This is a genomic window from Marinospirillum perlucidum (assembly GCF_003336805.1).
Classification (GTDB): Bacteria; Pseudomonadota; Gammaproteobacteria; order Pseudomonadales; family Halomonadaceae; genus Marinospirillum; species Marinospirillum perlucidum.
In genome coordinates this window covers 62,293-88,147 of sequence record NZ_QFWJ01000003.1, presented here as the reverse complement: position 1 = coordinate 88,147, position 25,855 = coordinate 62,293, and the positions used below count along the sequence as shown (strand labels likewise).

23 protein-coding genes are annotated in these 25,855 nt (G+C 54.5%); 12 read left to right on the top strand and 11 right to left on the bottom strand.

The window, feature by feature from the left end; translation table 11 throughout:
• The first annotated feature begins 2 nt into the window (after positions 1–2).
• The 5 genes from hpaE (at position 3) to DFK18_RS05210 (ending at position 5,161) form a co-directional block, all read left to right on the top strand.
• Positions 3–1,538, top strand: a complete 1,536-nt coding sequence (gene hpaE, locus DFK18_RS05230; RefSeq protein ID WP_114417180.1) for a 5-carboxymethyl-2-hydroxymuconate semialdehyde dehydrogenase — start codon at positions 3–5, stop codon at positions 1,536–1,538.
• Positions 1,539–1,716: 178 nt separating this feature from the next.
• A complete protein-coding gene (gene hpaA / locus DFK18_RS05225) occupies positions 1,717–2,613 on the top strand; it encodes a 4-hydroxyphenylacetate catabolism regulatory protein HpaA (RefSeq protein WP_114417540.1) in 897 nt (298 codons plus the stop codon).
• A 153-nt stretch (positions 2,614–2,766) separates the two neighbouring features.
• Positions 2,767–4,098: a hypothetical protein gene (locus tag DFK18_RS05220; protein ID WP_245944338.1), complete on the top strand. Its 1,332-nt coding sequence runs from the start codon at positions 2,767–2,769 to the stop codon at positions 4,096–4,098.
• Between the two features lie 182 nt (positions 4,099–4,280).
• Positions 4,281–4,712, top strand: coding sequence for a homoprotocatechuate degradation operon regulator HpaR (gene hpaR, locus DFK18_RS05215; RefSeq protein ID WP_114417177.1), 432 nt, complete (start codon positions 4,281–4,283; stop codon positions 4,710–4,712).
• A gap of 8 nt (positions 4,713–4,720) precedes the next feature.
• A complete protein-coding gene (locus tag DFK18_RS05210) occupies positions 4,721–5,161 on the top strand; it encodes a GlcG/HbpS family heme-binding protein (RefSeq protein WP_114417175.1) in 441 nt (146 codons plus the stop codon).
• Between the two features lie 11 nt (positions 5,162–5,172).
• Here the strand turns inward: DFK18_RS05210 and DFK18_RS05205 are convergent, their stop codons facing one another.
• The 11 genes from DFK18_RS05205 to hpaD (DFK18_RS05155) form a co-directional block, all read right to left on the bottom strand.
• Entirely contained in the window at positions 5,173–5,667 is a 495-nt protein-coding gene (locus DFK18_RS05205; RefSeq protein WP_114417174.1) for a universal stress protein, read from the bottom strand.
• A 47-nt stretch (positions 5,668–5,714) separates the two neighbouring features.
• Positions 5,715–7,043, bottom strand: a complete 1,329-nt coding sequence (locus tag DFK18_RS05200; protein ID WP_114417172.1) for a TRAP transporter large permease — start codon at positions 7,041–7,043, stop codon at positions 5,715–5,717.
• Positions 7,044–7,064: 21 nt separating this feature from the next.
• Complete coding sequence (locus tag DFK18_RS05195) at positions 7,065–7,583, bottom strand: TRAP transporter small permease (protein WP_114417171.1); 519 nt, start codon at positions 7,581–7,583, stop codon at positions 7,065–7,067.
• A gap of 9 nt (positions 7,584–7,592) precedes the next feature.
• Positions 7,593–8,636: a TRAP transporter substrate-binding protein gene (locus DFK18_RS05190; protein WP_114417170.1), complete on the bottom strand. Its 1,044-nt coding sequence runs from the start codon at positions 8,634–8,636 to the stop codon at positions 7,593–7,595.
• 125 nt (positions 8,637–8,761) lie between these two features.
• Positions 8,762–9,805, bottom strand: a complete 1,044-nt coding sequence (locus tag DFK18_RS05185) for a TRAP transporter substrate-binding protein (protein ID WP_114417168.1) — start codon at positions 9,803–9,805, stop codon at positions 8,762–8,764.
• Between the two features lie 108 nt (positions 9,806–9,913).
• Entirely contained in the window at positions 9,914–10,297 is a 384-nt protein-coding gene (locus DFK18_RS05180; RefSeq protein WP_114417167.1) for a 5-carboxymethyl-2-hydroxymuconate Delta-isomerase, read from the bottom strand.
• 134 nt (positions 10,298–10,431) lie between these two features.
• Complete coding sequence (locus DFK18_RS05175; RefSeq protein WP_114417166.1) at positions 10,432–11,616, bottom strand: Bcr/CflA family multidrug efflux MFS transporter; 1,185 nt, start codon at positions 11,614–11,616, stop codon at positions 10,432–10,434.
• A 31-nt stretch (positions 11,617–11,647) separates the two neighbouring features.
• Entirely contained in the window at positions 11,648–12,574 is a 927-nt protein-coding gene (gene hpaD / locus DFK18_RS05170) for a 3,4-dihydroxyphenylacetate 2,3-dioxygenase (protein WP_114417165.1), read from the bottom strand.
• A gap of 43 nt (positions 12,575–12,617) precedes the next feature.
• On the bottom strand, positions 12,618–13,811 hold the full coding sequence (locus DFK18_RS05165; protein WP_114417163.1) for a multidrug effflux MFS transporter: 1,194 nt from the start codon (positions 13,809–13,811) through the stop codon (positions 12,618–12,620).
• Between the two features lie 49 nt (positions 13,812–13,860).
• Positions 13,861–15,291, bottom strand: a complete 1,431-nt coding sequence (locus tag DFK18_RS05160; protein WP_114417161.1) for an aldehyde dehydrogenase family protein — start codon at positions 15,289–15,291, stop codon at positions 13,861–13,863.
• 79 nt (positions 15,292–15,370) lie between these two features.
• A complete protein-coding gene (hpaD, locus tag DFK18_RS05155) occupies positions 15,371–16,222 on the bottom strand; it encodes a 3,4-dihydroxyphenylacetate 2,3-dioxygenase (protein WP_114417160.1) in 852 nt (283 codons plus the stop codon).
• A 576-nt stretch (positions 16,223–16,798) separates the two neighbouring features.
• Here hpaD (DFK18_RS05155) and DFK18_RS05150 point away from each other — a divergent pair.
• From DFK18_RS05150 to tgt, 7 genes are all read left to right on the top strand, one after another.
• Positions 16,799–17,968, top strand: a complete 1,170-nt coding sequence (locus DFK18_RS05150; protein ID WP_114417158.1) for a p-hydroxyphenylacetate 3-hydroxylase oxygenase component — start codon at positions 16,799–16,801, stop codon at positions 17,966–17,968.
• A gap of 144 nt (positions 17,969–18,112) precedes the next feature.
• The gene (locus DFK18_RS05145; protein WP_114417156.1) at positions 18,113–19,051 is read left to right on the top strand and encodes a p-hydroxyphenylacetate 3-hydroxylase reductase component; all 939 of its coding nucleotides are present in this window, start codon (positions 18,113–18,115) and stop codon (positions 19,049–19,051) included.
• Positions 19,052–19,201: 150 nt separating this feature from the next.
• The gene (locus DFK18_RS05140; RefSeq protein WP_114417155.1) at positions 19,202–19,954 is read left to right on the top strand and encodes a helix-turn-helix transcriptional regulator; all 753 of its coding nucleotides are present in this window, start codon (positions 19,202–19,204) and stop codon (positions 19,952–19,954) included.
• A 131-nt stretch (positions 19,955–20,085) separates the two neighbouring features.
• A complete protein-coding gene (locus DFK18_RS05135; protein WP_114417154.1) occupies positions 20,086–21,000 on the top strand; it encodes a DMT family transporter in 915 nt (304 codons plus the stop codon).
• Positions 21,001–21,250: 250 nt separating this feature from the next.
• Entirely contained in the window at positions 21,251–23,539 is a 2,289-nt protein-coding gene (locus DFK18_RS05130) for a putative bifunctional diguanylate cyclase/phosphodiesterase (protein WP_114417152.1), read from the top strand.
• A 101-nt stretch (positions 23,540–23,640) separates the two neighbouring features.
• Positions 23,641–24,678 carry a tRNA preQ1(34) S-adenosylmethionine ribosyltransferase-isomerase QueA gene (gene queA, locus DFK18_RS05125; protein WP_114417151.1) on the top strand — a complete coding sequence of 346 codons (1,038 nt, stop codon included), beginning with the start codon at positions 23,641–23,643 and terminating at the stop codon, positions 24,676–24,678.
• Between the two features lie 22 nt (positions 24,679–24,700).
• Entirely contained in the window at positions 24,701–25,819 is a 1,119-nt protein-coding gene (gene tgt, locus DFK18_RS05120; protein ID WP_114417539.1) for a tRNA guanosine(34) transglycosylase Tgt, read from the top strand.
• Positions 25,820–25,855: the final 36 nt, after the last annotated feature.

The following is a 25,855-nucleotide window of genomic DNA, read 5'->3' as shown; positions in this document are numbered from 1 at the left end:
CAATGAGCGAAACTCTCAGCAGCAATCTGGAACGTGCCCAGCAGTACCTGGAACGCTTTAAGAGCAGCACCTTTGGCCATTACATCAATGGTGAATTCACCCTGGGTCAGGGTGGCCAGGAATACGACAACATCACGCCGATCGACAACACCTCCATCGGTAAAATCATGGCCGGCAGCACCGCCGACATGGATGCCGCCTGTCAGGCCGCTCAGGATGCCTTTGAAAGCTGGGCCGCTACCCCGGGTGCAGAGCGCAAGCGCCTGCTCAACAAGTTCGCCGATCGCCTGGTCGAGCGCGCCGATGAAATCGCCCTGGTGGAATCCATGGATTGCGGTCAGCCCATCCGCTTTATGAAAAAAGCAGCTGAGCGCGGTGCCGCCAACTTCCGCTTCTTTGCCGACAAGGCACCTGAAGCCCAGGATGGTCAGGCTCTGCACCAGCAAGAGCACACCAACTTCACCATCCGCAAGGCCATCGGTCCCGTGGGCATTATTACCCCCTGGAACACGCCTTTCATGCTCTCCACCTGGAAGATTGCTCCCGCCCTGGCTGCCGGCTGTACCGTGGTACACAAGCCAGCGGAACTGACCCCGCTGAGTGCCCGCATCCTGGCCGAGATTGCCGATGAAGTTCTGCCCAAGGGCGTTTGGAACATGGTCAACGGCTTTGGTGAAAGCGTTGGCAAGCGCATGACCGAACACCCCGCCATCAAGGCGGTAGCTCTGGTGGGTGAATCCGCCACCGGCTCCCATGTCATGCGCCAGGGTGCCGATACCCTCAAGCGGATGCACTTTGAGCTGGGTGGCAAGAACCCGGTGATTGTTTTTGATGATGCCGATTTCGAACGCGCGCTGGATGCGGTTGTCTTCATGATTTACAGCCTCAATGGCCAGCGTTGTACTTCTTCCAGTCGTCTGCTGATCCAGAGCGGTATCCGCGACAAATTCCTTGCTGCCTTGGAAGAGCGCGTTCGCAACCTGCGCGTGGGTCATTCCCTCGACCCGGAAACAGAAGTTGGTCCACTGGTTCACACCGAGCACTACAACAAGGTGCTCAGCTACTTTGATATCGCCAAGGATGATGGTGCCAAGATTGCCGTGGGTGGCAAGCGTATCGAAGAAGCGCGCAACCAGATCGACCCTGCGGGCAACTACCTGGAGCCAACTCTCTTCACTGAAGCCAACAACAAGATGCGCATCGCCCAGGAAGAGATCTTTGGTCCGGTTCTGACAGCCATTACCTTCGATAGCGAAGAAGAAGCCATTGCCATCGCCAATGACACCGAGTATGGCCTCTCCGGATATATCTGGACGGAAAATACCGGTCGTGCCATGCGTATGGCCAAGCATGTCGAAGCGGGTATGCTCTGGGTTAACTCCGAGAACAACCGCAACCTGCCTTCGCCTTTTGGTGGCATCAAGATGTCCGGCATTGGCCGTGACGGTGGCGACTGGAGTTTTGATTTCTACATGGAAACCAAAAACGTCTGTGTCGCCCACGGCACCCATCGGGTTCCCACCCTGGGTAAGCGTTAATCGCAAGTTTTTATTGTGATTGACCGGCAACCCGCATTAAAGCGGGTTGCTCCCGTAAGGGAAGAACACTTAGAAGCCTGGGGAACCTTGGATTAACTTGATGAGTGCACTAGTTAATCAGAGGCATCCCAAGGTGTGTTTTTCCCTTTTTTAACCTCCGTGCTTTATGATCAGGCCTATGGATCAGAACGAGTGGATACCCAATATCATCCTTGGGCAGGATTATGACCGGCGCTATCTGGATGCGCCGATTCATTATGATGTCCTGGAGAATCTGGCGGTCTTTTTTGGCCGGGATATGCCCGTTCATCGCCATGCCCAGTATTTGCAAATCCACTATATCGATCGCGGTGAAGTGCGCTTTCACATCGATGACAAGATCTATTCCAGCCAGGGGCCCACGCTGGTACTAACGCCGCCCTCGGTGCCGCATTCCTTTTTGACCTCGCCGGATGCCTGCGGGCATGTGCTTACTCTGCATCAATCGATTATCTGGCATCTGCTACGCGACGGCCTTCAGCAGCAGCTGGAGACCCAACTCAATCAAGAACTCAGCCTGTCGCTGGAAGACCTGGATGCCGAGGAAACCGCTCACTGGGGGCTGATCGTGCATACCCTGGAAGCCCTGGGGCGGGAATGGAATCATGATTATCCGGCCAAGCAGTTGACCCTGCAGACCCTGGTGCGCCTGCTACTCATCCAGATCAGCCGCCTTTCCAATCGTGGGACGGCCAGCACCTCGGTCAATAATGATGATCTCCGCTTTTTCCGCCAGTTCTCCAACCTGATACAGGAGCACTACCAGCATCACTGGCAACTGCGCGCCTACACCTCAGAACTGGGCATTTCCGAAAGCCGCCTGCATCAAATTTGCCAGCGCATTGCCAACCGCTCACCCAAAAAGATTATCCACGACCGCCTGCTGCAGGAAGCCAAGCGACTCTTAACCTTCAGTAATCTTTCCAGCAGTGAAATCTGCTATCAGCTCGGCTTTAGCGATCCTGCCTATTTTTCGCGCTTTTTCAAACGCAACACCGGCCTGACTACCCAACAATACCGACAGTCGCAAAACTAGGATGCCTCCGATCAACGTCACGAGCGCAGGTCAAGCAAGGCGAAATTGGCCGAGAAAGCGGAGTTTACATAAAGTAAATGAGCATTTTGAGGTCAATTTCAACGCAGTATCACCAAGCACAGTAGTTAATCAGAGGTTTCCTAGGAGTCCGGTGTGAACTTGTTAATGGCCAAACTTCAACGAGGCTATCAATCCTCGGCCCTGCTGGGCCTATCCGGCTGGTTGTTATTTACCACCCTGATTTTGGCCCTGATTTCCACCCTGACCCACCTGGATTTTATCCAGCCAGCAACCCTCACTGCCTGGGCTTTTGTACTGCTGGAATATGCCCGTCTCAAGCGTAAACAGAAAATCCAGATTCTGGTGCTATTTTTGGTGGGATTGGGTTTTGCCAGCTGGGCCTGGCAGGCTGGCTCCCAGGTCAGTTTATTGCGCCTGCTGGAAGAACATCTGAAATTGGCAATGCTCCTGGCTGCGGTCAATTTTATCCGCTTGAGCACTCAGCTTCATCGCTCCCAACAGCAACCCGGTCCGGCCAATGCCCTCTGGACCCTGGGCGGCATGCATATCTTTTCTTCAGTGGCCAACTTTTCTTCAATGCTACTGGTTGGCGAGCAGCTTAAACGTGGCCAGCGCCTGCCGCCACTATCGCAAATCATCGTAGCTCGCGGCTTCAGTCTGGCGGTGATCTGGTCACCTTTTTTAAGCATCCTGCCGCTGGTGCTGGAGCAGGTGCCTGGCAGTCAATTGGGGAGTATCTACCCACCGGCGCTCCTGCTAGCCGCTACAGGGTTGGTCCTTACCGGGATAGATCTGCGCCTGCGTTATCCACGCCAACTGGCGCGCTATTCCGGCTATCCACTGACACCCGAGACGCTTTTGCTACCCTTGACTCTGGTCGCCAGCATTTTGCTGGCCCACTGGCTCTGGCCCCAAGAGCCCACGATAGGACTGGTCTCCCTGCTTGCTATCCTGACTCCTCTGACACTGCTAACCTGGCGTTCCGGGCCTCTTCAGGCAGGCCAAGCTTTTGTGCAACATCTTCAGGAAAAACTTGCCGATGCCCGAGCTGAAGTGGCGCTCTTTCTCTGTGCCGGTTTTCTGGCAGCCGGGGTCAAGGCTTGCATTCAGGTCGGTTTAGTCAGTCTGCCAGTTGCCGAAACCAATGCCAGCGTGGCCTCCCTGGTACTGGTCACTATCGTGGTTTTGGCCTATGCCGGTATTCATCAGTTTGCCCTGGTAGCCATCTTTGCCGGTTTGCTGGCCGAGGTCACCACAACCCCCACCCTCATGGCCCTGGCCTATATTGCTGCTACCTCACTGTCCATGTCCGGCAGTGCCTTTAGCGGGGTAAATTTTATCCTGCAAGCCAGGTTTCATGCCCGCGCGGTCTTCCTGGTAAAAAACAATCTGATTTATTCGCTGGGACTGCTTGGCTTCACCATATTATTGCTATATTTTTTAGAGCTTACAGGAATAAAATAAATTTAAAAAGAATGACTGCTCAATAAGTCACCCAGTCCTGAAAAAGCCAATAAAAATGCCTGACTCAGGAGTCACCAAACCTTTATCAATCTCTCATAAAAGGCTAAAATTGGGCGCTTTAACCCTGATTAAATTTCACTTTTCTGGCCCAGCTAAACGTCAGACATTTAATACTAGAGCCCATGCGTAAATACGAAGAATCCTTGCCGCTGAAATTACTCAAAGCGCGGGAAGTCACCATGAATTTTTTCCGCCCCCTCTTGCAAGAGATTCCCCTTACAGAGCAGCAGTGGCGCATCATCCGGGCTCTGGCAGAACACCAGGAATTGGAATCCAAACAACTGGCTGATTTCTGCTGCATTCTCAGTCCCAGTCTGACGGGTATTATCAGTCGTCTGGAACAGCAGGACTATATCCAGCGGCGACGTTCACCTGAAGACCAACGCCGGGTATTAATCAGTTTAACGCCCAAGGCCGAGGAAATGTTTGAGCGAGTTTCTCCCCTGCTGGAAAGTCGTTATCAGGAAATCAGTCGCCAATTTACCCAGGAAAACATGGATCAGTTAAGCGAACTCTTGAATAAACTCTCGCAAATCAAACCTGGAAAGAATTGAAAATTAATATGCACTCATTAACTCGGCAAACCACCAGCCTTAATTTAAAAGCAGCTCGCCTGCTTGCTGATCGAGTTCTTGAAGAGGCTGAGCACCTGGGCAAAGACATCGCCCTGACGCTTCTGGATGCCAGTGGTCTGGCAATCCTGCGTCTTAAAATGGACTCGGCTCCGGAACCCAGCCAGGAGATTGCCCTGCGCAAGGCGCGTACGGCGCTGGCTTTTTCCACCCCGACTCATCTTTGGGATGAACGCTTTGACAAGGTGTCGCCCGGTGCCAAAACCGGTCTGCCGCTGCAAGAAGGACTGGCCTTTTTTGGTGGTGGGGTGCCGTTGAAATTAGGCGAGATTCAGGTGGGCGCTCTGGGTATATCCGGAGCCAGTGAAGCCGAAGATACCCAGCTGGCCGAAAGCGCAGCCGAGTATCTACAGGAACTCAGCAAAGGTTAAGGCCTTTGCTATTATTCTTCATCATTCAGGGGCACGATCAGAATCGGGCGTTTGGAGTGATGCAGGGTTTTCCCCGCCGTTGAGCCGACAAAAATCTCACCCAGGGTGGAATGCTTGCGCGTTCCCATCACAATCACATCCGCATCCATTTCATCTGCGACCCGCAGAATTGCCTTCCAGGGCGTGCCCTCTTCAACCCGCACATCGACCTGTTCCGGTGTCAGCTTGTCCTGGTCTTCCAGCTCCTGCTGGCAAAAGCGCTCCAGGCGACCGGCCACCTTGTCTCTCAGCTTGGCGATGCCTTCCTGCAGCATACCTTCCATATCCTGCTTTTCCATCATGTTACTCAATACGCTGCGAGCTGTTCCCGAGAGGGACTCGATGACATGGAGGTAGGTGATCTTGGAATCATAGTGACTGCAGAGACTCACCGCAGCCCGGAAGGCTGGCCGTGAGCCAGCTTCCAGATCAGACACATAGAGAATCTTGCGAAAATCGGACAGCATAATTATTCCTCCTGCCTTTGGCAGTTAGTCTGTACTTCTTCCCATCCCTAGCGATACAGGAGTTCGGGCAGGAAAAGTGCTATCTGGGCCACGAAAAGCACCAGCAGCAAACGGATAATGTCGGCAAACCAGAAGGGAGTCACCCCCTTGAAGATAGTGCCTGTCTTGATATCGCGTATAACGGCACTGAGTACGAAGACATTCATCCCCACCGGTGGCGTTATCAGACTGATTTCGATGGCAATCACTACCACAATGCCGAACCAGACCAGATCAAAGCCCAGGCTGGCAACAACCGGATAGAAAATGGGGATGGTCAAAAGCATCATCGACAGGCTCTCAAAGACCATACCCAGCAGCAGGTAAATCCCCATAATTGCCAGGATGACCACAATAGGAGCAACATCCAGGGAGGTGACAAAACCCAGCAGCATGTCGGGTAGACCGGCCCGGTTAACAAAGTCGGAGAAAATCAGGGCACCGATGACCACGGCAAAAAGCATGACCGAAGTACGTGCTGTATCCGAAAGGGTGTCAAAGAGGCTGCTCCAGGTCAGGGATTTACGCAGCAGGGCAATCACAAAAGCGCCCCCGGCACCGATACCGGCTGCTTCCGTGGGAGTGAAAACCCCCAGGTAGATACCACCCATCACCAGAACGAAAAGACCCAAAACACCGATGACACCACGCAGGGCCTGAAAGCGTTCTTTCCAGCTGGTTTTTTCACCGGCAGGACCAGCCGCCGGATTGCGCCAGACCACATAACGAACGGCCGCCAGATAAAGGGCCACACCCAGAAGACCGGGCAGGAAACCGGCAGCAAAGAGTTCACGAATACTGGTTTCAGTCAGCAAACCATAAACCACCAGGATCACACTGGGTGGAATCAGGATACCCAGGGAACCACCAGCAGCGATAGTGGCAGCAGCCAGGGAATCATTGTAGCCATACTTGCGCATAGGCGGCATGGCCACGCGGGACATGGTCGCTGAAGTCGCCAGGCTGGAACCACTGATGGCCGAGAAACCACCACAGGCGACGACCGTAGCCATGGCCAGGCCACCCTTGCGGTGTCCCAAAAAGGCATTGGAAGCTTGATAGAGTTCATGCGACAACCCGGAGCGCATCACCAGGTTGCCCATCAGAATAAACAGGGGGATCACTGACAGGCTGTAGTTCTGGACGGTGCTGACCACCCGGTTGGAAGCCATGGACAAAACCCCGACCCAACGATAGGAATCCAGATTGTCCCAGCTCAACCCCATCATGACAGCAAAGCCAAAAAAGCCCACCAAGCCCATGGCGAATGCGATCGGCATCCGCACGAATACGATCAGGAAAAGAAGAACAGCAAAGCCGATCAGCAAGACTGACATAATGAATACTCGTTTTGGATTCTATTTGGAGGGGTCTTGAAAGAGGATGCGATAGATCCCGTAGGTGATCATCCCGGCTGCGGTTGCCCAGCTCATCAGGGCAATATACTGCACCACGTAGCCACTGGAGATACCCAGGAATTCGGTCACCTCACCACGACGGATGGAGCGCTCGCCCAGCTCATAAATCCGGGTTCCCAGAAAATAGAAGGAAACCGACATCACCAGGGCCGCCACCAGGGACAGGAATTTCACCAACCCCGTGGGCAGATAGCGATCCAGCAGATCGACCACAATATGCCCACCGCGCCAGGTCACTACCGGCATGGCCGCAAAGACCATGATCGCCAAGCCGATCTGGGTCAGCTCAATTGCACCCGGTACCGGATTATTGAACAGGTAACGACCGGCCACATCGATGCAGGTCAGGAGCATCAGCCCCATCAGCATGACGGCTGCAATCAGTTCGAGTAGAAAGGCCAGCCAGCGGGCCGGCCCCTTCTCGTCATAATGAGCCTTCAACCAGGCAACAAATGACATTTTCAACTCCTAGTTTTGAGCTTCATACTCACGAGCAATGCGGCGCAGATCTTCCAGTGCCTGGGCAGCATCAACACCCTCGGCAGTCACACTGTCGATCCACTGTTGATCCATGCCTTCAGTCAGTTCGCGGAATTCCTGAACCATGGCATCGTCTTCTTCCAGAACTACCACGTTCACGCCTTCTTCACGTGCGTATTCCAGACCCTGTTCGTCGGCTTCGTCCCAGGCTTGACCGGCCAGGATGGACAGCTGGCGACCGGAAACACTGCGGATGGCTTCGGCATCTTCCGGGTCCAGGGATTCCATGAAGTAGGGATCGATGAACATGGCAAAGCTGCCCAGGTACATGCCACCAGGGAAGACAGTCAGGTTGGGGGCCACTTCGTTCAGACGCAGTGAGCGCTGTTCTTGAGCAGGCATGAAAACACCATCGATAACGCCCTGTTGCAGCATTTCATAAACACGTGAACCGGGTGCGGAAACAGGCGTCACGTCCAGGCGCTCGGCCAGTTCGGCCTGAACACCACCGCCGCTACGAATGCGCTTGTTTTCCAGGTCATCCAGATTTTCGATCGGCTCGCGGGTATGCAGTTGGCCGGGACCGTGAGTCAGCAGGGCCAGGAGCTCCAGACCCTGGTATTCATTGGCCTGGGCAAAGTGTTCCTGGTGAACGTCCCAAAGGGCTGCAGAAGCCGCTTCGGCGTTTACACCCATACCGGGTTGTTCTACGGCCATGGGCAGGTTGAAGCGACCGGGAATGTAACCGTGGTAGCTCCAGCCAGCATTGATAACGCCATCTTCAACCAGTTGGAAGTAGGTGCGTGGATGGCCCAGGTCATGTTCAATCTTGACTTCAACGCGGCCATCGGTGGCTTCTTCGACCCATTCAGCCCAAGTAGGCCAAACCACGGTATTCATGGGGTTGCTGGGTGGCATCCAGGTGCCGACAACCAGGGTGGTAGAAGCGGTAGCTACGCTGGTTCCGGCCAGACCAACGGTCAGCAGGGAAGCAGCAGCCAGGGTTTTGACTTGAGTGCCTAGATTTTTCATGGCGTGTCTCCGAGTAGTTTTTATTGTCTTGCCGTCAGCAGTTATCAGCTGTGGCGGCTGATTTGGGCTAGACTGAATCAAGGTTCAGACTAGCCCGCACAATCACCTTGCATCCTGCAGGGCTATTAATTGTTTTCTTGGTAATCACGAGCAATGCGGCGCAGATCTTCCAGTGCCTGGGCAGCATCAACACCCTCGGCAGTCACACTGTCGATCCACTGTTGATCCATGCCTTCAGTCAGTTCGCGGAATTCCTGAACCATGGCATCGTCTTCTTCCAGAACTACCACGTTCACGCCTTCTTCACGTGCGTATTCCAGACCCTGTTCGTCGGCTTCGTCCCAGGCTTGACCGGCCAGGATGGACAGCTGGCGACCGGAAACACTGCGGATGGCTTCGGCATCTTCCGGGTCCAGGGATTCCATGAAGTAGGGATCGATGAACATGGCAAAGCTGCCCAGGTACATGCCACCAGGGAAGACAGTCAGGTTGGGGGCCACTTCGTTCAGACGCAGTGAGCGCTGTTCTTGAGCAGGCATGAAAACACCATCGATAACGCCCTGTTGCAGCATTTCATAAACACGTGAACCGGGTGCGGAAACAGGCGTCACGTCCAGGCGCTCGGCCAGTTCGGCCTGAACACCACCGCCGCTACGAATGCGCTTGTTTTCCAGGTCATCCAGATTTTCGATCGGCTCGCGGGTATGCAGTTGGCCGGGACCGTGAGTCAGCAGGGCCAGGAGCTCCAGACCCTGGTATTCATTGGCCTGGGCAAAGTGTTCCTGGTGAACGTCCCAAAGGGCTGCAGAAGCCGCTTCGGCGTTTACACCCATACCGGGTTGTTCTACGGCCATGGGCAGGTTGAAGCGACCGGGAATGTAACCGTGGTAGCTCCAGCCAGCATTGATAACGCCATCTTCAACCAGTTGGAAGTAGGTGCGTGGATGGCCCAGGTCATGTTCAATCTTGACTTCAACGCGGCCATCGGTGGCTTCTTCGACCCATTCAGCCCAAGTAGGCCAAACCACGGTATTCATGGGGTTGCTGGGTGGCATCCAGGTGCCGACAACCAGGGTGGTAGAAGCGGTAGCTACGCTGGTTCCGGCCAGACCAACGGTCAGCAGGGAAGCAGCAGCCAGGGTTTTGACTTGAGTGCCTAGATTTTTCATGGCGTGTCTCCGAGTAGTTTTTATTGTCTTACACGTCTTAATCGAGTGCTTATCTCTGGGTGTCACCCCGCCCGCTTGCATGCAGGCCGGGTAACCAACACCGCTGCGCTATTTTTTAAACAGCGGATGGATGTTGTTCTTGTTGAATTTGAGAACCGGGTCCAGTTCAGTCATTTCAAAGGAAATCTGGCAGTAGCTCTCATCGGTGATGGGCTGCATCCAGTTGCAGAGGATGCGAAAGACTTCTTCGGCTACCTCTTTTTTGAGATCAGGGTCGCGACCATGACCGATTTTCAGGGTCAGGTTGAGGAAAGCGAAGTCTTCACGCCCATCGGCTACCCGAAAATCATCACAACGGATAGCCCGGCTGCGCACACCACCCAGTGGAAATTCACCGGTGGAAACGACATACTCGTGCAGCTCCTTGAAGAGGCTTTGAAATTCGAGGCGTTCGTGCAGATTGCCCGAATACTCAACGATAAAATGCGGCATAAGACTACCTCTTGATTCTTGTAATAGCAGGTCGAAAAACCGGGCAACGCCTTGCAAGCGACCTTCTGTCAAATCTAATTAACATATTAAGTTTTGTCAACATAAGCCAGGCTCCTGCATCTAAGACTCTGGTATCACTTGACGGGCTGACGGGTTAGCAAAAGAGCGGCCAAGGCCCCCATCCCCATCAGGCCGATAATCAGACTCATGGGCAGAGGGGTGCCATCGTGCAGGGCGCTGGCCAGAGAGCTGGCCAAAGCCCCCATCCCAAACTGACAAGCCACGGCAATGCCTGCTGCTGCTCCGGCCTGCTCGGGAAAACGCGAGAGCAGGCTGGCCATGCAGTTAGAACCCACCACGCCAGTCACACTGACAAAGCCCAAAAGGGCCACCACGATCAGAGGCAGGCCACCCCAACCCGTGGTTCCGGCCAGGACAAGCAAGAGCCCTGAGGCCGCAGCCAGAAAAGCAGCAGCCGTTAGCAGTTTTTGAGTGCCAATCCGGGTCACATAGCGGGCATTGAGACTCACCAGCAGGATAATCCCGCCGATATTGAGGCTGAACAGCCAGGCATAGTTTTGTGGGGAGACATCAAAAAAACCGATGTAAACAAAGGGTGAGGCCGTGATGTAGGCAAACATCCCGGCGAAGGTTAGCGACATGCTGAGAATGTAACCCACAGCCACCGGCTGCAGCAGGATCAGCCCATAGGATTTAAACACCCGCGCCACACTCGAGCCCCTGGAGCTGCCGTGGTGGGTCTCGGGAATTTTCCAACTACTGAACAACAGCATCAGGGTGGCAAAAACGAATAGCACCACAAACAGGGAGCGCCAGCCAGCCAAGAGAATCAGATAGCCACCGACCAGCGGGGCCATCAGGGTGGCAATCATGGTGACCAGATGCATCAGCGAGAGCACCCGCGCCGCCTCTTCCAGCGGAAAGAGATCACGCACGATGGCGCGAGCCAGCACCGAAGCGGCAGCCGCCCCCAGAGCCTGAAGAAAACGTGCTGCAATCAGCCAATCCGCCGAGGTGGCCAGAAAGCAGGCCACACTGGCCGCCAGATAAAGGCCGATACCGCCCAATAGCAGAGGACGCCGACCCACCTTGTCCGATAGCGGGCCGTAAAAGAGCATACCGATAAACAGGCCCAACAAAAAAGCGCTGATGGTCAGCTGAATATCCCCTTCCGCCGCCTGAAGATCTGATGCAATCAACGGCAGACTGGGCAGGTACATATCGATCGACAGAGGACCGAAAGCCACCAGGGCAGCCAGCAGAATAATCAGCCGGTGGGGATTTTTTATCGTGGACATGGCATCCTCTTGGGTCCGCTGGGGACAGAAATTACAGGCGACCGCCGCTGGCAGCCGAAGCGTCACTGACCGAGGCCTGGGGGCCGGGCACCTGCTCACCACTGACGGGCGAAACCGGGAAGATGGCATTGATCTGCCCGGTTCCCGAACTGCCAAAGTAGGGAGTCACCACCTCGGCGGGTTGATCATATTCCGACCAGCCCAGGCAGCCCAACAGCATAGCGGTATCATGCATAAAGCCTTCACCATGACCCTTGACGGCATATTCAGGCAGCATTTCACAAAAGTCCTTCCATTCCGCCGCTTCCCACATGCGCACCACATCCTGATCCAGCCTTTCCAAGAAAGGGCTCCAAACCTTGGTGGCAAATCCCGGTGCCTGGCCATTCTGGGCAAAACGATGCGACAGGGAGCCACTGGCCAGCACGGCTACCTTGCCATCGTAGTGCTTTTCCACGGCCTGGCGCAGCGCCCAGCCCAAGCGGGCACTGTCATTTAAATAGTGGGCCATGCACATGGCCGAGATAGAGACCACCTTGAAATGCTGGTCTTCATTCATATAACGCATGGGTACCAGGGTGCCGTATTCAGGGTCCAGGGAGGTCTGGTCATGCGCCAGGGTTTCCACGCCCTGTGCCTGGCATTCCTCGGCAATCAATTGTCCCAAACGCGGGTTGCCACTGAATTCAAAGGGCATATTGGAAATAAAGTGAGGCAATTCATTGCTGGTGTAATTACCGGCAAATTCAGGCGCACAATTGATGTGGTAGCTGGCATTGACCAGCCAGTGGGTATCAAAGACCACCAGGGTATCCACACCCAGTTCCCGGCAACGGCGACCGATCTCCTTGTGGCCATCAATCGCGGCCTGACGAAAACCCTTTTGCGGGCCATCCAGCTCGGATAAATACATGGAAGGAACGTGTGTAATCTTTGCAGCCAGGGCCAGTTCACCCATGATTAAACCTCATTTAACGACATGAATTGAGAAGGCGCGCCTTCTACTCTTCTTTTGCAGTGGGCTCAGCTCGCCTTTGCCAGGCATAGAGATGAGCCACCACCGGCAGGATGCAGGCCACAAAAAGGCCCGCAAACACCCAGAGATAACCCAGCTGTAAGAGGTAGGGCACTGTTTGCGCTATGGCCGAACCAATCAACAGCTGGATAAAGCCCATCAGCCCCGAAGCTGTAGCTGCAGCCCCCTGAGTGGCACTGATCGCAGCCGACTGGGCATTGGGCTGACTTAAACCCCGCCCCAAGACCACCAGGGCCATGGGCAGAAACAATCCCAGGTAACTCAACTCGCCCACCCAGGCCAGCGATACCAATAAACCCGAGCCCACCACTGCCAGGCCATTGCCCAACAGCAGCATTTGATCCACCCGAAAAAAAGGGGCCAGGCGGGTGGAGAGAAAACTTCCAGCCATAAAAGAGAAGGAGATGGTCAAAAACCAGAGACCAAAATCAGCTGAATTCCCCTGCAGCTGTTCCACCACGATATAGGGCGTGCTGCCGACAAACAGATAGAAAGCCGAAGCCAGGGCTGTTGTGGCCAGAACATAGCCGCGATAATCGGCCGAGCGCAGTACTTCACGGTAGCGTTTGAGCATCTGCCCCGGACGCAGGCTGGAAGTTAGTTCACTACTGGTTTCCGGTAGGTATTTCAGAGCCACCAGCCAGACCAGACTGCCCATAACCACGGACAGGTAGAAAATCGAATTCCAGCCGGTCCAGATATTCAGCAAACCACCGATGGCCGGAGCCAGAGCCTGAGCCAGAGCGATAGCCATCACCAGATAACCCATGCGGCCAGCCGCCCCTTCGCGCCCGTGCACATCCAGCAGAATGGTGCGCGCCAGCGCCATGGCGGTACTGCCGCCCAGAGCCTGGAGCACTCGCCCGGCAATTAGCATTTCCACGTTGACTGCCGCTGCTGCCAGAAAACTGCCCCCGACATGCAGGGCAAAACCGGTCAGCAACACCGGACGCCGACCAAAGTAATCACCCAACTGCCCGCTGATTAACTGACCGATCGCCAGCGTCAGCAGATAGAGGGTAAAAGTCAGCTGGATACTGGCAACATCCGTCCCCAGGGCTTCAGCAGCCTCCGGCATGGCTGGCACAAAGGCATTCAGGGCCAGAGGACTGGCCATGGCAATAAAGACCAGCAGGGTAATCGGCGGTTTGCTGTTCATCGCTCAGACACCAGAAACTTCAGGGCTGCAAACCAGCCCTGAACAGGGATTATCCGGGATTACGGATAGCCAGCAGTCGGATTTCAGTCATGTCCTCGATGGCATAGCGGATGCCTTCGCGTCCCAGACCACTGTCCTTGACGCCGCCATAGGGCATGTTATCCACCCGCCAGGAGGGTACATCGCCGATGACGACACCGCCCACATCCAGTTCATCCCAGGCTTTTTGTATCTTATAGATATCACGGGTAAAAATACCGGCCTGAAGACCAAAGTCCGAAGCATTCACTTCTTCCAGCGCTTGATCAAAACTGCTGAAACTGGACAGGATTGCCAGAGGACCAAAGGCTTCCTGGGTATTGGCATCCAGGGCGGGGTCGACATTTTCCATCAGCGTTGCCTGTAGCATCGCACCTTCGCGCTCGCCTCCGGCCAGCACTTGGGCACCCGCATCCTTGGCCGCAAGGATCCAGCCATGCAGGCGTTCAGCTTCTTTTTCGGAGATCATGGGGCCAATAAAGGTATTCTCATCACGAGGATCACCGTGAACCAGGTCTTTAACCGCTGCCGTTAGCTTGTCCCTGACTTCGTCATAATGCTTTTCATGCACCAGAACCCGCTGCACGCTGATACAGCTCTGACCAGACTGGTAATAGGCGCCAAAGATGATCCGGGCCACGGCATCATCCAGATCGGTGCCCTCATCAACGACGCAGGCGGCATTACCACCCAGTTCCAGCACCACGGGTTTCTTGCCCGCCTTGGCTTTCAGCTGCCAGCCCACTTCCGGTGAGCCGGTAAAGCTCAACAGCTTAAGGCGCTCATCGGTGGTGAAGAGGTCTGCGCCATCGCGACGGCAAGGCAGGATGGAAAAGGCCCCTTCGGGCAGATCGGTTTCGGCCAGAATCTCGCCGATAATCAAAGCACCTATGGGCGTCAGGCTGGCTGGCTTGAGAATAAAGGGGCAGCCTGCAGCCAAAGCCGGGGCTACCTTGTGTGCCGCCAGGTTCAAGGGAAAATTAAAGGGTGAAATAAAGGAACAGGGACCGATGGGCACCCGTTTCCACATGCCGGTATAGCCTTCGGCACGGGGAGTAATATCCAACGGCAGAACTTCACCACCAATACGAACGGCTTCTTCAGCGGCAATACGAAAGGTATCGATCAGGCGAGTGACTTCACCCCGGGCATCCTTGATGGGCTTGCCCGCTTCAATACACAGGGCCTCGGCCAGCTCTTCAAAACGCTGTTCGAAACGCTCTACACAGAAATTCAGAATCGCCTGGCGCTTGTAAGCCGGCAGCTTGCGCATTGGTTCGGCTGCGGCCGCGGCTGCGGCTATGGCTTGATCAATTGCTGCAGCATCAGCCAGGGCAACACGGGTAGCTGCTTCCCCGGAATACTTGTCATAAACAACCAGATCCTGGTTGGGTGTCACGGCCTTGTTGGCCAAATAATAGGGATAGGATGCTTGCAGCATGACGCTGTTTCTCCAGAAAACAGGGGCGGAAAATAAAAAAGGCAGCCAACCTCAGGCTGACTGCCAAAGGCAAGAAAGCCTACTGAACAGGGAAGATCACATTAGCCTGGCCGGTACCGGAGCTGGGGAAGTATTCACCAACGACTTCACCCTTGCCGGTGTACTGATCCCAACCCAGAGCACCAAACAGCATGGCGGTATCGTGCATGCCGCCTTCACCGGAGCAGTGCTGGGCATATTCGGGCAGCATCTTCAGGAAGGTGGCAATTTCACCCTGCTGCCAGAGTTCGAGGACGCGCAGATCCACCTGACGGTTGAATTCGCGGGAAATGGTGAAGGTGCCATTATTTTCAGCGTAGAGTTCGTTTTCCCAGATCTTGTGCGACAGGGAACCGGAGGCCAGCAGCAATACCTTGCGATCGCTGGCTTCCACCGCTTCACGGATGGCTTCGCCCAGCTTGCGGGAATCCTGCAGGTTGTGAACGGTGCACCAGGCAGCAATGGAAACGATAGGCATATCGCCGGGTTCCATAAAGTGCATGGGTACCAGGGTGCCGTATTCCAGATCCAGGGTTTCTACCTGGTGAGACAGGGTGTGTACGCCCTTGGCGGTAGCCTTTTCGGCAATGGCATCACCCAGTTCAGGACACCCCTGGTATTCATACTCCAGGTTCTGGATGAAATGCGGGAATTCGTGACTGGTGAACTTGCCCTTGAAAACCGGGTTGCTGTTGATATGGAAACCGGCATTGACCAGCCAGTGGGTGTCCAGAACAACGACGGTATCCGCGCCCAGCTCACGGGCACGACGCATGATTTCCCGATGACCGTCAATCGCCTGCTGGCGGCAGCCCTGAAGCTTGCCCGGTTGTTCGGACAGCAGCATGGTGGGAACGTGAGTAACTTTTGCAGATAAAACGATTTCGCCCATGATGAAGCACCTTCTTCGTTGTTGTTGATCTGGTGGTTAGGAAACCTCGAATTATTCCCGGCAGTCTCTTGCTCGCGAAATAATTATTTAACATGTTAAGTAATCCTAGTCCAAACGCTTGCTGGCTGTCAATCCATCTGCATCAGTTACTTTTGCAGCTGTCAATTGTCATTTTCCTGCACTGCACACTTAGCTAAAGCCCAGTTATGACAAGGCTTTCAGAAATGACGACAAAATTCTGCGTCCACTCGAATACAGGAAAGTGCAAAAAATAAAGTATTTTTTACCTTTCTACCCTGGTTTTCCCTGACCATAATTTTTCCCAGCTCAATGCTAGGAGCTGGCTAAGGAACTTCTGATTAACGTGATGAGCGCCGATTAGCCAAGGCGAAATTAAGCGAGAAAGCGGAATTTACAGCGAGTAAATGAGCATTTTGAGTTTAATTTCAACGCAGTATAAACAAGCGCAATAGTTAATCGGAGGTTGCCTGATTTTTTATCTCCGATGCCTGGCATCCAAGAGAACCTGCTCTCAAAAACACAAGAAAACCGAATAAAACGAGAGGATCTGTTTCCATGAAACAAGAAAACCCCATGCTGGAAAAACTCAAAGAAATTCTTCCGGCGATCCGTGCCAACGCCAACAAAGCGATCGAACTGCGTCGTGTACCCGACGAGAACATTGAGATGCTGCACGGCATCGGTTTGAACCGCGCTTTCCTGCCCAAAGCTTACGGTGGCCTGGAAATCAGCCTGCCCGAATTCACTGATTGCATTGCTGCCCTGGCCGGTGCCTGCTGTTCCACTGCCTGGGCCTACAGCCTGCTGTGCACCCACAACCACCAGATGGCCATGTACAACAAGCAGGCCCAAGAAGAATTCTGGGGCGACAACCCCGATGCTGTGGCTTCTTCCAGTATCGCGCCCTTTGGTAAGCACGAGGAAACCGAAGGCGGCATCATCTTCACCGGTGACATGAAGTGGAGTTCCGGTGTCGACCACGCCGACTGGATCATCGTGGGCTTCCTGCGTCCGAACGAATCCGGCGAGAAGGTTTACAGCTTTGCGGTTATCCCGCGCAGTGAATTCACCATCATTGATGACTGGTATTCAGTAGGCATGCAGGGCAGTGGCACCAAAACCGCCCGCATTGAAGGCGTTTTCGTGCCTGAGCACCGTATCCAGGCAGCTGCCGACATGATGGAAGGTCGTCATGCCGGACGTGATCTCTACCCCGACAGCAAGATTTACCACACGCCTTACCGCCCCTACTTTGCCTGTGGCTTTGCCGCCATGAGCCTGGGTGTGGCCGAGCGTATGCTGGAGGTTTACAAGGAACTCACCCAGAACCGGGTTCGCGCCTACACGGGTGCTCAGGTTCGTGAGTCCATTCCTCCCATCCTGCGTATTGCCGAGTCCTACCAGCAGGTTGCTGCGGCCCGTGCCTACCTGGAAAAAACCTGGGAAGAGCACAAGGAATATGGCGAGCGTCACGAATACCCCACGCGCTATGTTCTGGCCCACTGGCGTACCAACCAGGCTTATGCCATCAAGATGTGTGTAGAAGCCGTCAATCGCCTCTGGGCGGTGATGGGTGCCTCCAACTGGTACGAAGACCGCGAAAGCCAGCGTCTGTGGCACGAGTCCAACATGACTGCCGCTCACGCCTACACCGACTATGATGTCTGTGCCCAGATTCTGGGACGTGAGCTGCTGGGTCTGGAACCTGACCCCTCCCTGCTGTAATTCACCGGCAGAAGCAAGCAGAACGCCCCATCCGATTCGGGAGGGGCGTTCTCTCTCCATTTTAACCGGAGAGCCATCCTCATCCGGCAGCGTCAGTCGTTCATCGACTGGCAAGAAACTGCCCAATCGATATCAGGTGCTGTTATGAGTAATGCAACCACTGAATTTGATCCCAAAGCCTTCCGTCGTGCGCTGGGCAACTTTGCCACCGGGATCACCGTTATTACCGCGACCACGCCCGATGGCAAAAGAGCAGGGGTAACCGCCAACAGCTTCAACTCTGTTTCCCTGGAGCCACCCCTGATTCTCTGGAGCATCGGCAAGAACTCGGGAAGCTGCGAGATTTTTGAAAAGGCCAGCCACTTTGCCGTCAATGTCCTCGCTGCGGACCAGATAGATGTTTCCAATCATTTTGCCCGCCCCAGCGATGACAAGTTTGCTGATGTGGATTTCCAAGATGGACTCGGCGGAGCCGCCCTGCTGCCCGATTGTGCCGCCACCTTCCAGTGTGAAGCCTATGAAACCCTAGATGGCGGTGACCACTGGATACTGGTGGGTAAGGTAGTCGCCTTTGAAGATGCCGGACGAGCGCCGCTGGTTTATCACCAGGGCAGCTACTCCGTGGTCATGCCCCATTCCCGCTTCCCGGCGAAAAAGGATAATGAACCTGCGGCCATCGAGCGTCTCAAATCGCGCTTCCAGGACAACCTCTACTACCTGATGGTGCAGGCTGTGCGTGCCTACCAGGCGGACTATGCCCCCCTGCAGCTGTCCACGGGTCTAAGAACCAGTGAAGCGCGGATGCTGATGGTACTGCAGGAAACGCCCCAGCTGTGCCGTAAGGATCTCCTCAAAGAGGTCAACATGCCCGAGGCTGAAGTGGATAACGCCGCTGAAATCCTGCAGCGCAAGGGGCTGGTTTCCCTCGAGGACGACTGCTACCGGATCACCCAACAGGGTGAAGACCAGGCCGAAGCCCTTTGGGATCTCTCCCGCCAGGAACAAGACAAGATGTTTGCTGATTTCAGTGACGAAGAAGTGGCCACCTTCAAGAAGGTACTCAAGCAGCTGGCAGGTCGCTAAGCAGCTGAGTCCCCCCCGAACATCACTTTCTCCGGTGATGCTGCTCGACACCGGTCGGACTCAGGTCCGGCTGGTGTCTTCCTGCTCTGCCTTTCTTAAATCGGATCAGCGCTTTAGACTGAATGGCTTTTCAGCCACCGCTTACCGATCATGACCCAGTTTCCCCTAACCACCGCCCAGGCTGGAATCACCTCTGAATTGCTCCAGCTATTCAAGCTTTTGGGACAGCCGGACTTTCATGAAGCCTTTCTCACCTGGGTAAATCAGGAATTCGGCAGTGAACAATGCATGGTGTTTTTCTGGGAAGCCAAGCAGGGTGTCAGCACCCTGATGTTCAGGGATTATGCCCGCGAAGCCTCGGCCAAGCGCCTCGCTGAGGCCTATGTCGGCCAGCGCCAGTATCTGCAGGACCCCAATTTTGCCTGCCTTAAAAAACTCGCCCCCGAAGAGTTGGCCGTCAGCCGACTGGAAGCGCTCAGTCCCAATATGAGCCTGGAGTATCGCAAAACCTTTTTTGAAACCCCCGGTTTTTGCGACAAGCTGGCCATCCTCAAGGCCACCCCGGAAGGTCATTACTACATCAACCTCTACCGACGCACGGCTGCTTTTGATCAGCGTTTTGACAATCCCGACTTCACCCGCCATCTTGGCGAACTCATCAGCCTGCTGCTGGAAAAGCACTTTGCGCTGAATCGCTCCTTGCGGCTTCAAGGCCCTCTGGCCTTCCTTTCCGAGCGGGAACAGCAGGTGTGCCGCGCGGTCCTTCAAGGCAAAAAGAACGAAACCATTGCCGCCGAACTGCAGCTGGCCACCAGCAGTGTCATCACCTATCGCAAACGCGCCTACGAAAAGCTGGGAATCACCAGTCGCGCCCAGCTTTTTTCACTCTGTGCAGTCTCTTGAAAATATCAGGCTTTGTCCCTCTTTTTAAGGGACAGCCTCATCCCTCATCTTGCTATACTCTTTTGCCTTCGCAACGCGGCTGCCGGTAAAAGCAACCGCTCATTAATCTAGCCCACACAAGCACTCGCATCATGACGACAACTTCCAAGCACCAGCATTTGCAGGCTGATCTGCTGTTGCTGTTAACCACCCTAATTGCTGCAGCCGGTTGGATTTTTTCCAAGGAAACCCTCGCTGGCATGCAGCCCTTGCAGTTTATTGCCCTGCGCTTTGCCGGGGCCGGGCTGGTGCTGGCCTGTTTCTGCCTGCTGCCGCTTAAGCAATTGACCTGGCCGCAATTCCGGGCGGCCGCCAAGGTGGGCTGCGTATTCGGTCTGGCCATGATTTTCTGGATTCTGGGGTTAAAACACGCCCAGCATCTGGGAGTCGGTGCCTTTCTGGCCACTCTGGGCATTGTCATGCTGCCTTTTTTGAATCGCCTCTTTGGCGGGGAGGCACCGCCAACCTTCAGTTACCTGGCGCTGCCTCTGGTCATTAGCGGGCTGGCCCTGCTTTCCCTGGACCCGAGTTTTCACCTGGGCTGGGGTGAATTCAGCTTTATGCTGGCCGCCTTTTTCCTGGCCTTGATGTTTCTCTTTAATAGCCAGGCAACAGCCCGGTTAGCGCCACTTCCCCTGACCAGTATTCAATTACTGATTACCGGCCTGATTACCGGCAGTATTTCATTGCTCAGTGAGCCACTGACACTGAACTCGTCACCGGTGATCTGGGGCTGGTTTGCAGCCAGTCTGCTACTGGCCACCAGCCTGCGTTTTTTACTGCAAACCTGGGCCCAGAGTCTGGCTCCACCGAGTCATACTGCCATCATCATGACGCTGGAACCCGTCTGGACCGCCCTGGCGGCCAGCCTCTGGTTTGCCGAAACCATGACAAGCTATCAACTACTCGGTTGTCTGCTGATCTTCTCTGCCATATTAATCAATCGTTGGCCCGCTTTCCGTCAAGGCTGGCTACAAAGAAAGAAGGCTCTAGAAATCTCTGATTAAACTTTTCAAGATATTGATTTAAATGCAATTATTAATACATTCAAAAAACACCGCTTGCTGCTCCAATAAATATTATTTATAAATATCTATTAAAGAGACTCGGATTAAGCACCAGTTCAGGTTTTACTTGTTGCCTTTTACTGCCTGAGCCCCTGGTTGCTGCCAATGACAGCACTGGTCAAGAAAAGGCTGCCGTTAATCCCAGGCTTCTTATCACAACCAATCAAAGCAGCCGGCATCAGGAGTTCTTATGGCCGCCCTGAAACGCAACATCTGGACCCTCTTCCATTTGCTGATTTTTGGCGGCTTTCTTTTGTTGCTGGTTATTCTATATTTCCGCTGGCAGTCCCTTTACGAAGATACTGCCAACTACCATGAAAACCGCACAGAATTACTCGCCCAGGCCGTTGATAGCGTGCTGCGTACTCAGGAATTGGTTCTGGATGTTGTAGGCAGGGAACTGCTGAATCATGGCGATCCGATGGATAAACAGCAGCAACTCCCCTTGCTGGACACTCTGATGCAAGTCAACCACGCCATCATCGGTTTTGGTCTGGCCCGCCCGGATGGCACTCTGGTTCATGTCAGCTCCAATCTGGATATAGATTCGCTGCCCAATTTACGAACTCACCCGAGTACGGCGGACAGTTTTCAGCAGGCTCTGGAATCCAATCAGATGATCATGGGGCGCACCTATTATATGGAGGCTATGGATAGCCTCGTCATCCCCATTCGCAAAGCACTCAGAACAGAAGAAGGCGAACTCCTGGCCGTAATGACGGCAGGATTACGCCTGGATTCTTCGGCCTCTGTTTTTAATTCGGTCCTGCATGACACCCGCTATGATCAGGTCATGCTGATCCGCGATCGGGATAACTATGTCCAGTATATTTCCAGTGATCTCTACGACAGCAACATCTATGCCCAGCCCTGGGCCACTGAAAGCGAACGCCGCGCTAACCACAGTCGCTTCCTGGAAGAGATGGGACTGAGCGCCAGCGAAATCAGGGCAAAAAAACAAGCCTTTACGGTCGAGCATTACAAAAATGGTGTTCAGTATCTGACTGCTGCACTTTATAACCCACGCTATCAACTCTGGGTGGTCTCAGAAACGCAATTTCTTCCCATCAAACAGGCTTTCAGCAAGGAAGTTTTGCAATATCTGCTGATCTACCTATTGATCAGCGGCGTACTCTTTGCCCTCTTTCGCGTTATTGACCGGGCTGAACAATTAAAAACCCGTGAACTTCTTTACCTCTCCCAACATGATGACCTGACTGGTGCCCTGAACCGTTCAGGTCTGCTGCGCCAGTTATCTGAATTGATGGAGAAACGCGAAAGATTCAGTCTGGTACTCATCAACATTGATCACTTTCGCGGCATTAATGATCGCTTCGGCCAGGAGATTGGCGACTCCACACTGGTGGTCTTCAGCCGCCAGCTTCAGGAGGTGATGGACGATCAGGATCTGCTTGCCCGCCTGGGTAGTGATGAATTTGCCATTATCACCCCCAACACCGACCTGGATGCCTTGAATACCTCCTGCTGGTCGCTGCTCGACCGCCTGGGTCAGAGTTTTCAGGTCGACCGCCTCAAGCTGCAGTTAACTGCCAGTATCGGCGTGGCTACCTTTCCCGAACATGGCGACTCCTCCAGCAAGCTGTTGCGCAGTACCCACCTGGCGCTTTACCGGGCCAAGAGTAACCGCAATAGCGTCAGCTTTTATCGCACGGAAATGGAGATGGATTACCTGCGTCGCCTGGAGGTGGAACAACAGCTACGTTTGGCCCTGTCTAACCGTGAACTGCACATGCAGTATCAACCCCAGACGGACCTTCAGGGCCGCATAGTCGGATTGGAGGCCCTGGTGCGCTGGCAGGACAAGAAACTGGGCTTTGTCTCCCCGGCCGAGTTTGTGGAGGTGGCCGAGCAATCCGGACTGATGCTGGCTTTGGGGCGATTTGTCATGGACACCAGCCTGCGTGAATACAAGGAACTTTGCAGCCATCTGGCGAGCGACTGCAGGATCGACCTGGCCATCAATATTTCCGTGATTCAGTTTGAGCAACCCGATTTTGTTGATGAAGTGCTCAAGCTCTTGCACGAGCATCAAATTCCACCCGAGGATCTGGTACTGGAAGTCACCGAATCGCTGGTCATGACCAACTTTGATCAGATGCTGGAGACCATCAAGCGCTTGCAGCAGGAAGGTATTCGCCTGTCCATGGATGACTTTGGCACCGGCTATTCCTCACTCAGCCTGCTACGACGTCTACCCCTGAATGAACTCAAGATCGATAAGAGTTTTGTCGATAGCATGCTGGAAGACGACAAGGCGGCCAATATGATCGAGAGCATCATTTTTATTGCCCGCAGCCATAATATGGATGTGGTCGTGGAAGGCGTGGAAACCCAGGAGCAGACTGAAGCCTTGAAGATCATGCAGTGTCAGCGCTTCCAGGGCTATTATTTCAGTCGTCCCCAAAAGATGGCCGCTATCCAGGAACTCTGTATCAACCAGACCCGCCTACCGCTGTAAAGCCTGCCACGAACTTGTGCGCAGATCATGACCTCCACTCTTTTCTGGGTTAAAATGCCGCCGCATCCAACCGGCCTTTTTATCCAGAGTTTTTATCCCCCATGCAGCGCAGTGATTTTCACTTTGAACTTCCGGACGAGCTGATAGCCCGCTTTCCGGCCAAGGAACGCCGGGATTCCCGTCTTCTGGTTCTGGAAGGCGAGCACATCAGCCACCGCCAATTTCCCGATTTAATCGATTACCTCCAGCCGGGTGACCTGATGGTGTTCAACAACACCCGGGTGATTCCTGCACGCCTCTTTGGTCACAAGGAGACCGGTGGCCGGGTAGAAGTCCTGATCGAAAGACCCCTGGACGAGCACCGCGCTCTGGCTCACATTCGCTCCAGCAAATCCCCCAAGCCTGGCAGCCGCCTGCAACTGGAAGGCGGTGTTCAGGCCGAATGCACCGGTCGTGAAGGCGCGCTTTTCTGCCTGACCTTCCTCAATGATGAACCCCTGCTGGAATTGCTGGAAGCTCATGGTCACCTGCCTCTGCCACCTTATATTGATCGCGAAGATCAACTGGAGGACAGGGAGCGCTACCAGACGGTTTATGCCCAGCACCCAGGTGCTGTTGCCGCCCCCACGGCCGGCTTGCATTTTGATGATGAGCTTTTGCAACAGCTGGAGGACAAGGGCATCAAGACGGCTTTTGTTACCCTGCATGTGGGAGCCGGCACCTTCCAGCCGGTCAAGGTCGACAAGCTGGAAGATCACGTCATGCACAAGGAATGGCTGGAAGTCACGCCCGAGGTGGCCGAAGCCGTCCGCCAGACCCGTGAAGCTGGCGGCCGGGTCCTGGCTGTGGGCACCACCAGCGTCCGCTGCCTGGAAACCGCCTGTCGTAGCGGCGAGCCACAAGCCTTTACCGGGGATACCGATATTTTTATCTACCCGGGTTACCAGTGGCAGTGCGTGGATCTGCTGATCACCAATTTCCACCTTCCCGAATCCACGCTGCTGATGCTGGTCAGCAGCTTCGCCGGTTACCAGCCGATCATGCAGGCCTACCGGGAAGCCGTACAAGAAAACTACCGTTTTTTCAGTTATGGCGATGCCATGCTACTGAGCCGATCCGATTTAAACGAGAGCAACTGATTTCATGCGTCCTGAATCCTCCATGCAGTTTGATCTGCTAAAAACTGATGGCAAAGCCCGTCGCGGTCGTATCACCTTTCCCCGTGGCAGCATCGAAACCCCGGCATTTATGCCCGTGGGCACCTACGGCACCGTCAAGGGGGTTCTGCCCCGGGATATTGAAGAACTGGGTGCCGAAATCGTCCTGGGCAATACCTTCCATCTGATGCTGAAACCCGGCACCGAGATCATCCAGGCTCACGGCGATCTGCATGATTTTATGCAGTGGCAAAAACCCATCCTGACCGATTCCGGCGGTTTCCAGGTTTTTTCCCTGGGCAAGCTGCGCAAAATCACCGAGGAGGGGGTGCATTTTCGCTCGCCTCATGATGGAGCCAAGGTCTTTATGGGCCCGGAAGAATCCATGCAGGTGCAAAAGGAGCTGGGCTCGGACATCGTCATGATTTTTGATGAGTGCACCCCCTACCCGGCTACTTTTTCCGAAGCGGAAAAATCCATGGAATTGTCCCTACGCTGGGCCAAGCGCTCGCGTGAAGCTCATGGTGACAGCCCCGCAGCCCTCTTTGGCATCATTCAGGGTGGTATGTACCCGGATCTGCGCAAGCGTTCCCTGGAAGGTCTGGAAGAAATCGGCTTTGATGGCATGGCCATTGGCGGGCTTTCCGTGGGTGAACCCAAGGAAGAGATGCTGAAAACCCTGAACTATCTGCCTGCCCTGATGCCTGAAAACAAGCCCCGTTACCTGATGGGTGTGGGTAAACCCGAAGATCTGGTGGAAGGCGTGCGTCGGGGTGTGGATATGTTTGACTGTGTGATGCCTACCCGCAATGCCCGTAATGGCCACTTTTTCACCGACGAAGGCGTGGTCAAGATCCGCAATGCCAAACACAAGACGGATACCCGCCCCATAGAAGAAGGATGCGATTGTTATGCCTGCCAGCATTTCAGTCGCAGCTACCTGAACCACCTGGATCGCTCCGGTGAAATGCTGGGTGCCATGCTGGGTAGTATCCATAACCTACGCCATTACCAGCGCCTCATGGCCGGTTTGCGTCAGGCGATAGAAGAAGGTAAATTGTCTTGCTTTGTGGATGACTTCTACGCTCGTCGAGGGCAGTCAACCCCGCCGCTGGACGAGTAGATAACGAACACTCTAGTACTAACCCCTAACTTAATG